We start from the raw sequence: 10,468 nt of genomic DNA, 5'->3' as shown, positions 1-10,468 counted from the left end.
ATACAGATTCTTGGATATCTTTGATAGGTAATAATTTCAGCCCAAGTTTTGTGTAATTAATTGTGTCCAACTACTTAAGCGCGATCGCAAAGCTGAGAATCTAGGGTGGGTAAGCAGTTCTATCTGAATATCGGCGCGGTTTCAGCGCCTGATAAAATAGAACTTAGAATTATTAAAATTAATCGATTTCCTGGGAGTAGGAAAGAGTTTGCCTGAGATGTTTACGCTCGTGATTACCCATCAACACGATGGTGTTAGGGCGATTTTTGAGAAAATCATACACCTTGACTGAATCAGCCCCGCGATCGACATAAGAGATAAGGAGTAAGAAATATTACCAAAAGGTCAACAGCTAAAAGCAAAAAAATAATAGGCGTTATTGTTAGAGAATAACTTCCGTTATTTTTTCGGCAAATGAAGCTAAAAATATTGATATGACGTAATGTATCCAGCAAATAAACTCTTTTTTAACAATTCTAACTTCCATTATTTTCGGAAACTGATGTCCTTATTTTGAAAATAGAATTATTTCTCAACTAACCAATTTTGGTCAACCAAACGCTGCCAAGCCTTACGAATATGCTGATGCTTAAACAGTTTACGCTTCCTGTCACTCCAATTCTCAATCAGTGCGATCGCGTCGCAAAGTGACTCCTCCGGAGTATCGCTATCTTGTGCTGGGTTAACTTCCTTCGTTCCAACCCAATGAACCGTCGCTAAAAGTTCCATCCCATAAGGTGTTTCATAACCAAATATTAAATCACTAACTTGCTGTAAGCGCATAGATGCTTGCAGCTCATTTTCTAAAAAGCTTTGTGCAGCAATTCGACCTTCCGGCAAAACATAAATTTCCGCACTTTCGGCTTTACTAGTTCCATCTTTGTAACCACGAATATAATGCCCTTCCATATCTAGTAAAACATGGTTCAAATTATGAGCGTAAGGACCATATATATGTTTGACATAAGGCAACTTCAAAGGTTCTCCTGCCTCTTGGAGAAAATAAGCCAATTTTTGAATTTCAAGTTTAGTCAATTCATAGCCGGGGATACCATAAAGCTCCAGTAAGCTAATAAATAATGCACGAGCGCGGGTCATTTTTGGCTTTTTAGTCGCAACCAGCATTGTATCTGTAATAGATACATCAGATGGCTCAAAAATAATTACTTTTACATGGGGAAGTTGAGAAAAAGCTGATTCTATCAATGGTTTAACAACAGTCCAACTTAAACCACCATTCCCACATCCTAAAGGTGGAATTGCGATTGAGGTGATATTCAATCGCTGTACTTCGGCTACTATTGCTACCAGCCCACTTTCAATATCTTCTATTTTCGAGTCACCCTTCCAGTGACGTTTGGTAGGAAAATTAATAATATATTTTGGGTTTAATAAGTTACCCGTTGCCACCGTAAACATCTTACCAGGTTGCACTTCACTGGATTTACAAGCTTTTTCATATTGGCGAAAATTCTCAGGGTAAGCCAACTTAAACTGCAAAGCAATACCTTTACCCATCACACCGACACAATTAACGGTATTTACCAGGGCTTCGACATTTTCCGATAATAGATTACCTTGCTTAAACTCAATCATAGTGTCTTAACTATTTATCTAATACTATTGTATTATTTTCCTTGAATAAGGCAAACTGAATTGCGTCAGTAGTACCAACCAGGGTAAACCTTAACCGGGGTCTGGTCATTAAAGTTTTGCAATATTTGCTGAACTTGGTCAGCAATTGTATTGTTTATAACTCCTATTTCAGTAATTAGCGTCCAAGGGCAAAATTGATGCACAAGAAATTCAGCTTGCCTTCGACGTTTTCTATCACCATCTTCGGGTGTGTTACTCCAGTATTTATCCTGCATAACTTCCCAGTCAATCGCGTTTAATGCTTGAAGATTATCGTAAAATTCGGTATACCCAATTACCGCATGACCATCAGTAAATGCAAAAACTAAATTGTTGGCTACGATAATTTCGGCTTTGCAAACTATGTAAATTACTGGGTTTTGCCCTTCAGTATAACCTTCCACATTTCCTCTATTTATGGTGTAGAGCATAGGAGAGCGAGGGGCAAAATAAAAAGGTACGTAATCGTGTAAATATCCACCAACTGTACAAGGGACAGAAGTGATTGCCCGTCTATCTTGAATACTTCTGTGAGCAATATCTTGGTAGTCAATTTGTTGTTGCAGCTGACTTATTGCTATTAATCCACGCAATTGCAAAATTGATTCCAAATTTCTGATGTGGGTAATGTGATAAATGGGAGTGGGCATTAAGTTACTGTAGCGATGTGTTTGCGTGGTTTAATATTTTTTTTCATATTCATTTACTTTACCAACAACATCGCTTTCTGCAAGCGTGAAATCAATCCAGGACGGCTACTATAATCAATTTGCATCTGCTTAATACTAGTTTGAAACTCCTCTAATTTACCCTGATACTCAGCCAAATCTCTTAAATCAACCAAATGTGCAACAGCTTGGTCGTAGGGTTTTGATTGCTTGAGTTTAAGCAGTTCAAATATCTGTTCCCAAACTTTATCTTTCCTCTTTGCTAATGCTTCTAATTTTTGTATTTTTGTTTGATGTGCAGCTTCTTGTTCATTTTTCTTGCGTTGGTTAATTTCTCCCTCTGCAAGTTTTAGTAATTCCGAAAGGGTGCGTCTGGGAATATTGTTATCAATACGAACTTCTCTTTTACCTGCGAATTCCCGCAATCTATTAGTTAGCTGCATTCCAACGTGAGATTCACCCTTGATTAGTCGCACTAAAAAATCATTTTTTTCGCGTTCGCTCAATTTTGGAATTAAATCTTCCAAAGATTCCTCCTCTTCTTCCTGGGATTCACTTGCTCTTGCTGCTCCTGCAATCAAATCCTGCTCAAGTTCCAAGAAATCAATCAAAACTAAGAGTGAATTTGGTAAATTATTCAAATTAGCGGGTACTGGAGGTTCGATATAATCTTCTTCCTCTGGATCGAAATATATTGGTGCTGCTTTGAGCCAAGCAAGATACAAACTTCGCATGTCTCCTTGCAATAAATCATTACGTAGTGATGCCATGTCAGATAAATAACCCTCCCCGCTATCTATCCAGTGGTTCATCTCTTCATCGTGAATATTTATATCTAAAATTACAGATTTTTTTGTAGTTGAGATAGTAATTCTATCTTCCAGACAATAGGGTTCAAATATATCTGCATTCACCAGAGATTTGGGAAAGCGAAATATTAATTGTCGAGAACCCCAACTTGCCATATAAAGCATGACATCGAAGCATTTTTCCAATAATTCATGGGAATTGCCGCGAAAATCACCGTAGTGATAAACAAACTTTGCTTGGGTTAATGTTAGTTCTACACGACTGGAAAGACTTTGAACATAAGCCTTTTCTGTGGCATTTAAAGGTCGATCTAATGCCAGAAACTCGTAATATTGATATTCGCTCACCGCACCCTCTCCTAAAGTTGTTATTTCAATATTTCAAGTTTAGATTAGTGTTGTACCAACTGCACTCGCTTTACATCAAGAACTGGTCTTGAACTTGTAGTGCGATCGCATCCCCAAAATGATGTTTTCTACCCCCATTTTCGGTAATATTTTAAGCATTATTTTTTATTGACAAATTGTTTAAATTATGTATTTGGGTTCTATATAAAATTATTGCGGGGTGATGTCGAAATCTTGCTAAAAACTTTTCCATCAGCAAACATCCCTTGACAAAAACCAGATACATGTATATACATGTATTATGGAAGAGGAAAACCCCCAAACAAATCTCCTTGGAGTCACTCAAATTCCTGCAACCTGCATGGGTATGCATATTCGTCGGGCTTCGCGGATTATTACTCAGGTGTATGACAATGCTTTGCGTCCGGTGGGGTTGGTTTTAAACCAATTTACCCTGTTAGTCTCAATTTACCTGGTTGAGTCCACACCGATTACTCGTTTAGCTCAAGAGTTATTTACCGACCAAACCACCCTGACACGCAATCTAAATTTACTGGAAAAGCGAGGTTTAGTAGCGATCGCACCTGGTGAGGATCGACGAGTTAAGTTGGTATCCCTGACCTCGGAAGGAAAAGCAGTTTTGACGGAGGCTATACCTTTGTGGGAACAAGCTCAAACTGAGGTAATGCAACACTTTGGGGAGGATTCGTGGCAAAGCTTATTAACGCTTCTGTCTGAGGTGAAAACCGTAGGTTAATTTTAAAATTAACCTAAAACATGTATATACATATATTAATTAAAGGGGATACAATGGCTAAGTTTGATAATCATCCAACTGTGAAATGGTGGCGCGAACAGTCTGTTAGTAATGTGCCAACAAGTAGAGTTAAATTGAATGCAGATTCACTGCGATCGCTCTGCTTAGAAATGGGTGCTGATGACGTGGGATTTGTAGAGATTGGTAGAGATGCGATCGCTGACCAGCATCCAGATATCTTGAAGGCATTTCCAGCAACCAAAACCTTGATTAGCTTTGTCTGCCGCATGAATCGGGAAAATATTCGCACTCCAGTCCGTTCGGCAGCAAATGTAGAATTTCACGCTAATTATGACCATGTAAATGAGGTTGCTCGCAAAATTACCAAAGCTTTGGAACAAGCAGGTGTAAGAGCAATGGTTCCAGGGGCTAGTTTTCCAATGGAAATGGATCGATTTCCCGGTAAAGTGTGGGTTGTTTCCCATAAACCAGTGGCAGTTGCTGCTGGATTAGGACATATAGGAATTCATCGTTTGGTGATACATCCCAAGTTTGGTAATTTCATCTCGCTGGGAACTATTCTCTTGGATGCAGAGGTGACTGAATATACTCATCCCATCGACTACAATCCTTGTTTGGAGTGCAAATTATGCGTCACAGCTTGTCCGGTCGGTGCGATTGGGAACGATGGTAACTTCAATTTTTCAGCCTGTTACACCCATAATTATCGTGAGTTTATGAGTGGATTTACTGATTGGGCAGAGACAATTGCTGACAGTAAAAATGCCCGCGATTACCGTCACAAAGTCAGTGATTCAGAATCAGCTTCGATGTGGCAGAGTTTGTCCTTCAAAGCAAACTATAAAGCCGCCTATTGTATGGCTGCATGTCCGGCTGGAGAAGATGTAATTGCCCCATTTTTGAGCGATCGCAAAGCGTTTGTGCAAGAAGTGGTTAAACCGTTGCAAGATAAACTCGAAACAATTTATGTCATACCGGGTTCGGATGCAGAAACCTATGTAGCAAAACGCTTTCCCCACAAAACAATGAAACGAGTCAGCAGTGGTATTCGTCCTCTATCGATTCCAGGTTTTCTGTTTGGATTGCCATTGCTCTTTCAACGTCATCAGTCAGAGGGGTTGAATGCTGTATACCACTTCACGTTCACGGGTTCTGAGTCTCGTCGTGCAACGGTGAGGATTCAAAATAAAATTTTACAGGTTCAAGATGGACACGTTGGCAAAGCAAATCTTTCTGTGACTGCGGATAGCCAAACTTGGTTACGTTTTCTTGCCAAGGAGCAAAATCTGATTTGGGCTTTATTACGAGGTAAGATTCGTATCAAAGGTTCCCCTAAATTACTTCAAGCATTTGGTAAGTGTTTTCCTGCATGAAATACCGATGGAAATAATAATAAGTGCGTATTGAAAATTAATTACAGATGACGATTATGGACAGAGTGCAGTATTTGCAATGGCTTGGGATTTTCAAAATGTAACATTTATTTTCAACAACCACTTAATAATAAATCATCGACTTTGCCACACCCGTTTTCGCTGCGATCGCTTGTGCTGACAAGTCAGTTCGCTTAATCCCAAACAGGAAAACATCATCCGATAACGAGCGAGCGGACAGGATTCAATTTTGCGTTATATCTGCAATGCGGAAGTTATCGCTGCATCAAGCTGGGAGGTGCAGTTGTTGCTGTTAGCGGAGCTTGGCGTTAGCTATATCGTGGGATGATTTATTCCTATTTTGAACGAATTATTAATAGTTTCAGATGCTAATTTATTTCGTATTTATGCAACACCTTATCTGATAAACTGCATATATTTGTTCGTAATAAATTTAATTTTTAAAGCAATGAATTGGAAAGAAGAATTAATAGAAAGTATCAAGATTTCGCAGCACGCAGAGGAGTGGTTGCCATTATCTGCTGTTGAACGCGATCGCATATCTCAAGCAAAGCAGCAGTTCCCGATGATGGTTCCTGTTGGTTATGCTGATTTGGTTGATTGGGAAAATCCTGACGATCCTTTGCGTCAACTATTGCTTCCTTCGGAATGGGAGGTTGATGATACTGGTAGTTTTGATACTAGTGGGGAAGAGTTTTCGACTATAATTCAAGGCTTACAGCACAAATATGAACAGACTGCGGTATTGATTGTAACGCAAGCTTGTGCCGGACACTGCCGTTATTGCTTTCGTCGTCGGTTAATGAGTCGTGATGTATTGGTCAAAGAAACCATAGAAGATTTACAAGACGCGATCGCATATATTTCGATGCATCCGGAAATTGACAATGTGTTACTTTCGGGTGGCGATCCGATGATTTGTCATACCAATCGTCTGAAAAATATTTTTAATGCTTTAGCGGCAATACCTCATATTTGGCAAATTCGTATTAGTAGTAAGTTGCCTGCATTTTTACCAAGTCGATTTACGACTGACCCAAATTTATTAGAGGTTTTGCAGGAATATCAATCGAGATTTCAAATTGTAATTCAGTGTCATTACGACCATCCACGGGAACTGACAGCAGCGTCAATTAATGCTTTAGAAGCATTAAAAAAAGCAGGTTGTTTGCTAACTTCTCAAATTGCTTTGATGAAAGGTGTTAACAATTCTGTAGACACATTAACAGAACTTTTTCAACGTTTACACCGCTATGGTGTAATTCCCCAATATTTATTTCATCCCCGTCCTGTTAAGCACGCAACTCATTTTCAATTTCCCATAGTTGAGGGAATTGAATTAGTCGAAGCTGTGAGAAAAGGGTGCAATGGTTCTGTAAAACGCTTTCGTTATATACTTACTCATTCTGATGGAAAATTAGAATTGGTGGGTGTAATACCTGGAGAGTCTATGCAGTTAGTTACGAAATGGCAGCAAGTTAGAAAAGGGGTAGAAAAACCGGAGTTAATGTTAGTTAATGTTAGTTAATATTGATAAAGATACTTGCTGGATTGATAGCTAATTTAATTTGCAGCGATTTTTCATGTAAATTGACTATATTTTTTCTATTTCACGCAGAGCAAAAAGTGTCCCAAATACATTAAAGCTACTGTGGTTCAATTTAATTTGTAATTACTCGGTCAAATACCTGTGCATCACAATCAAAAACAACTCATTAGGATTGGGTTATTATTTGAAAGCCAAGTTGATATTATGTCGTTGCCAAATGCTACCGAAGCAACTCATTATCATTGGCGAGAATTAGAAGAAGTGGAAGCGGTGACAAAAAGTTTAACAGCTTTAGGTTATCAAGTTGATAAAATTGGTATTTTAGATGCTTTACTGCAACTAAATAGTAATTCACGGCAGTTACCTGATTTTGTATGGAATCTTTCTGTGGGAGTTACTTCCCGCAATCGTACTGCCCTAGCACCAGCAATTCTGGAACAATTAGGTATTCCCTATACTGGTGGTGATGCAACTGTAAAAAGTTTAACTCTCAATAAAGATTTTCTCAAACCATTATTACAGTGGAGTGGTATTCTTACACCCGATTGGTATTGCTATGACTCGGCAGAAGATGTCAAATCTTTACCTCCTTGGTCATCTGCAATTTTAAAACCTAGTTGTGAAGGCTATTCTTTAGGTTTACAACGCTTTGATATACAGGAGGGATTGACAAAACTCCAACAAACTGTTGCCAAAATGAGGAAATTATTCGCAGCACCAATAATTTGTGAAGAATTTATTGTGGGTAGAGAAATTACTGTGGGCGTTGTTGGTAATTCCTTCCCTTTACTATTGGGAGGAGTGGAAACAGTTAATGCTCAAGGTGAATCATTACAAACAGAAATTTTAGATTTACCAGCCAAACGTCAGGGTAAATATCAAAAAGTTGGTGTTGATTTATTTTCTCCAGATTTAGAAAGACTCAAACAAATAGTCTGGCAATTAATGCAACTTTTAAAACCACTAGATTATGCCACCTTTGATTTTCGCATATCGACAGATGGACAACCTTATCTATTAGATATAAATGCTGATGCGACTTTACACCCCCAACGTTCCTTAGCCCAAATTGCCTATGCAGCAGGATTATCCTATCAGCAATTAATTGAGATGATTTTAAATGTCTCTTGGGAAAGGTGGCAAAAGAAATGAAGCGATCGCTCTTTAACATTGCTGGTATTGTTGCGATCGCAACTACGATTAGCAAAATCTTTGGTTTGTTAAGGGCAAGCATTGTCGCTGCGGTGTTTGGATAGTTTACCAACGTCAGACATTTGATGAAGAAGCATCTCAACTAGTAGCATCAATATTAATGGCTTATGGGTTGGGAGCTTTTACTAGTGTGGCTGTAGGTGTATTAGTACGGGTGTTTTATGCCTTGGAAGATGGAAAAACACCATTAAAAATTGCGATCGCAAATATCCTATTGAATATTGTTTTAGATTACTTTTTTGTGAATAAATTTGGCGCACCAGGGTTAGTTTTAGCCTCGATGGGAGTTAATTTAACTGCCATGTTGATGATGTTGTGGTGTCTGCATGGTTTGGCTTTGGGGGAATGGGGTTTATCTATTTTGGGATTAGTTGGAGCTTCCGGAGTTGGAGGGTTTGCAGCTTGGGGATTTGTTAGAGTTGGGGAAGGGTTTGGAAAAGGTTTTGCATGGCAACTGGTGGAAGTGAGTGTAGCTGCTTGTTTGGGGTTAGGAATTTTTGCGGTATTAGCCAATTGGTTGCGATTACCGGAAGTGGATTTATTGGTAAGACGTTTGCAGAGGAAAAGTTAATTTAACTGGCGTGAAAACATGGTAATTTTAGAATTTACTATTACCAGCGTTTAAAAACTTCCATCGGTGAAAACAGACAGCATATTTACCGTCTATTTCAAGAATTTCCGAGCATGGATATCCAGGAGATACAGGAGATGTTTGGATTAAGTGACTTGAAGCAAACACGAGTATATCAGCAAGCTTTTGCAGAAGGTGAACAGGAAGGTATAGAAGAAGGAAAGTTATTTGCTGTACCACCAATGCTAGCTGCTGGGTTGACTGTGGAACAGATAGCGGAAGCTTTAGGTTTAACTGTGGATGAGGTAAGACAAGCTGCACAAGCACAATCTTCTCAGTAAATGAGGGAATACAGGAAATGTCCGCGATCGCACTTTTATCCAAAACTAACTGCGATCGCATTTCCGAACCAAGCCATAATTTGGACTCTCAAACAAAATGCGATCGCTTCTTCTATAAATTGACGTGAGAGCGATGACTTTTCCTAAACTTATTCAAGTTTCTTCCCTCTCAAAACTAATCACCATATCTCGAATTTCGTTTGCAGTAATATCTTCTTGATCGGATTTAGAATAAATAGTTAATAATAAAATACTCGTCGGTGATTCAACTTGATAAATTAATCTATATCCAGCACTCTTACCTTTTTGGATATTACTATTACGAACCCTCAATTTATAAACAACAAAATCCTCGCCAATATCTCCTATCCTATCTCCTAATATATTTCCTTCTTGTAATTGTTCGATTACAACTTGAACGTCAGAGCGAATATTGCGAAATCTTTTAGAAAGAACACGCAAATTTTGTTTGAATTCAGGGGTTAAATCAATGCCAACTAATGGTTTTTCTTCATTCGGCATCAATTCCCTCCCACATTTGAGATAATGGTAGACGCTGCCCTGTTTTTGCTTGATGTAAAGCTCTTTTCAAGCTAGCTTTAACCTCCTCAACTGGTGTATCATCGGGGTCAATATCTTCTGCATCTTCTGGAACCAACACAATCACCCGCACCTGATGGGGATAAGTTGTTCCTTGAATCGGTTCATCCAAAACGAGGTTTCCCCGATCGTCAATTTTGCCAGTAACTTCGATCGCTTTCATTTTGTCTACCTTGCGTTGCTGAATATCCTAACATTCGGTGCAAGCGATCGCACTCCTTAACCCAACCGCTCAAAACCAAACGCGATCGCCATCTCAAAAAAATCGTGAAAACCAAAACGCGATCGCTCTCCTTAACCCAACAATTCCAAACACGTAGCCGTAAGGCTTGTCGTCAGACATCGCCATCCCTACAAATTCTCCAAAATGCGATCGCTAACTACAAAACAAACTCAATTTCCAATTTATCTCATCAAAGCTTGAAAGCCTGCTTGTACAAAATGCTGGTCGAAAGTCAAAGCTTGAGTAATTCCAGCTTGCTTCATACTGGAGTTTAGACTAAAGCGGTCTCAGCAACACTGCGATCGCGGACAAAAAAATAGAGAGATACCTGTGTAAAAAC

Annotated in this window: 13 protein-coding genes and 2 pseudogenes; 8 read left to right on the top strand and 7 right to left on the bottom strand. The window is 39.0% G+C overall.

What is annotated here, in order from left to right; translation table 11 throughout:
• Positions 1-184 precede the first annotated feature (184 nt).
• The 4 genes and pseudogenes from CK510_RS34290 to CK510_RS19185 form a co-directional block, all read right to left on the bottom strand.
• Positions 185-310 (bottom strand): annotated as a pseudogene (locus CK510_RS34290) (serine/threonine protein phosphatase); the annotation flags it as partial.
• 215 nt (positions 311-525) lie between these two features.
• Positions 526-1,596, bottom strand: coding sequence for a type II toxin-antitoxin system antitoxin DNA ADP-ribosyl glycohydrolase DarG (gene darG, locus CK510_RS19195; RefSeq protein ID WP_095723230.1), 1,071 nt, complete (start codon positions 1,594-1,596; stop codon positions 526-528).
• A gap of 65 nt (positions 1,597-1,661) precedes the next feature.
• Positions 1,662-2,285 (bottom strand): type II toxin-antitoxin system toxin DNA ADP-ribosyl transferase DarT, encoded by a 624-nt coding sequence (gene darT / locus CK510_RS19190; protein ID WP_095723229.1) that lies wholly within the window; start codon positions 2,283-2,285, stop codon positions 1,662-1,664.
• Between the two features lie 53 nt (positions 2,286-2,338).
• A complete protein-coding gene (locus tag CK510_RS19185) occupies positions 2,339-3,460 on the bottom strand; it encodes a hypothetical protein (protein WP_095723228.1) in 1,122 nt (373 codons plus the stop codon).
• 301 nt (positions 3,461-3,761) lie between these two features.
• Between CK510_RS19185 and CK510_RS19180 the strand changes: the two genes are divergently transcribed.
• From CK510_RS19180 to CK510_RS34040, 7 genes and pseudogenes are all read left to right on the top strand, one after another.
• A complete protein-coding gene (locus CK510_RS19180; protein WP_095723227.1) occupies positions 3,762-4,217 on the top strand; it encodes a MarR family winged helix-turn-helix transcriptional regulator in 456 nt (151 codons plus the stop codon).
• Between the two features lie 53 nt (positions 4,218-4,270).
• Complete coding sequence (locus tag CK510_RS19175; protein ID WP_095723232.1) at positions 4,271-5,611, top strand: SCP2 sterol-binding domain-containing protein; 1,341 nt, start codon at positions 4,271-4,273, stop codon at positions 5,609-5,611.
• Between the two features lie 469 nt (positions 5,612-6,080).
• Positions 6,081-7,160: a KamA family radical SAM protein gene (locus CK510_RS19170; RefSeq protein WP_143289351.1), complete on the top strand. Its 1,080-nt coding sequence runs from the start codon at positions 6,081-6,083 to the stop codon at positions 7,158-7,160.
• A gap of 162 nt (positions 7,161-7,322) precedes the next feature.
• A complete protein-coding gene (locus CK510_RS19165; RefSeq protein ID WP_245912220.1) occupies positions 7,323-8,333 on the top strand; it encodes a D-alanine--D-alanine ligase family protein in 1,011 nt (336 codons plus the stop codon).
• A gap of 100 nt (positions 8,334-8,433) precedes the next feature.
• Positions 8,434-8,964 carry a lipid II flippase MurJ gene (locus tag CK510_RS19160; RefSeq protein WP_095723226.1) on the top strand — a complete coding sequence of 177 codons (531 nt, stop codon included), beginning with the start codon at positions 8,434-8,436 and terminating at the stop codon, positions 8,962-8,964.
• A 92-nt stretch (positions 8,965-9,056) separates the two neighbouring features.
• Positions 9,057-9,305, top strand: a pseudogene (locus tag CK510_RS19155) (Rpn family recombination-promoting nuclease/putative transposase); the annotation flags it as partial.
• Entirely contained in the window at positions 9,306-9,428 is a 123-nt protein-coding gene (locus CK510_RS34040; protein ID WP_281257058.1) for a hypothetical protein, read from the top strand.
• Positions 9,429-9,458: 30 nt separating this feature from the next.
• Here CK510_RS34040 and CK510_RS19150 read toward each other — a convergent pair whose 3' ends face one another.
• Genes CK510_RS19150 through CK510_RS31870 form a run of 3 tightly spaced genes read right to left on the bottom strand, consistent with a single transcriptional unit; the run spans position 9,459 to position 10,183 of the window.
• Entirely contained in the window at positions 9,459-9,827 is a 369-nt protein-coding gene (locus CK510_RS19150; protein WP_095723224.1) for a type II toxin-antitoxin system RelE/ParE family toxin, read from the bottom strand.
• On the bottom strand, positions 9,817-10,068 hold the full coding sequence (locus CK510_RS19145; protein WP_016867580.1) for a type II toxin-antitoxin system RelN family antitoxin: 252 nt from the start codon (positions 10,066-10,068) through the stop codon (positions 9,817-9,819). Before CK510_RS19145 ends, CK510_RS19150 begins: the two co-directional genes overlap by 11 nt.
• On the bottom strand, positions 10,037-10,183 hold the full coding sequence (locus CK510_RS31870) for a hypothetical protein (protein ID WP_158224928.1): 147 nt from the start codon (positions 10,181-10,183) through the stop codon (positions 10,037-10,039). The genes CK510_RS19145 and CK510_RS31870 overlap by 32 nt, the downstream gene beginning before the upstream one ends.
• Here CK510_RS31870 and CK510_RS32875 point away from each other — a divergent pair.
• Entirely contained in the window at positions 10,173-10,403 is a 231-nt protein-coding gene (locus tag CK510_RS32875; RefSeq protein WP_211293228.1) for a hypothetical protein, read from the top strand. The two genes, CK510_RS31870 and CK510_RS32875, sit on opposite strands and share 11 nt — an antisense overlap.
• The last annotated feature ends 65 nt before the right edge of the window (positions 10,404-10,468 follow it).

Source organism: Brunnivagina elsteri CCALA 953, from assembly GCF_002289455.1.
In the GTDB taxonomy this organism is placed as follows: Bacteria; Cyanobacteriota; Cyanobacteriia; order Cyanobacteriales; family Nostocaceae; genus Brunnivagina; species Brunnivagina elsteri.
This window is presented reverse-complemented; position numbering and strand designations above follow the sequence as displayed.

Excerpts from the sequence above, each read along its gene's own strand:
- CK510_RS19180 (WP_095723227.1), top strand. The coding sequence starts at position 3,762 with ATGGAAGAGGAAAACCCCCAAACAAATCTCCTTGGAGTCACTCAAATT.
- CK510_RS19150 (WP_095723224.1), bottom strand. The coding sequence starts at position 9,827 with ATGCCGAATGAAGAAAAACCATTAGTTGGCATTGATTTAACCCCTGAA.
- CK510_RS19145 (WP_016867580.1), bottom strand. The coding sequence starts at position 10,068 with ATGAAAGCGATCGAAGTTACTGGCAAAATTGACGATCGGGGAAACCTC.
- CK510_RS19170 (WP_143289351.1), top strand. The coding sequence starts at position 6,081 with ATGAATTGGAAAGAAGAATTAATAGAAAGTATCAAGATTTCGCAGCAC.
- darT (WP_095723229.1), bottom strand. The coding sequence starts at position 2,285 with ATGCCCACTCCCATTTATCACATTACCCACATCAGAAATTTGGAATCA.
- darG (WP_095723230.1), bottom strand. The coding sequence starts at position 1,596 with ATGATTGAGTTTAAGCAAGGTAATCTATTATCGGAAAATGTCGAAGCC.
- CK510_RS34040 (WP_281257058.1), top strand. The coding sequence starts at position 9,306 with ATGAGGGAATACAGGAAATGTCCGCGATCGCACTTTTATCCAAAACTA.
- CK510_RS19175 (WP_095723232.1), top strand. The coding sequence starts at position 4,271 with ATGGCTAAGTTTGATAATCATCCAACTGTGAAATGGTGGCGCGAACAG.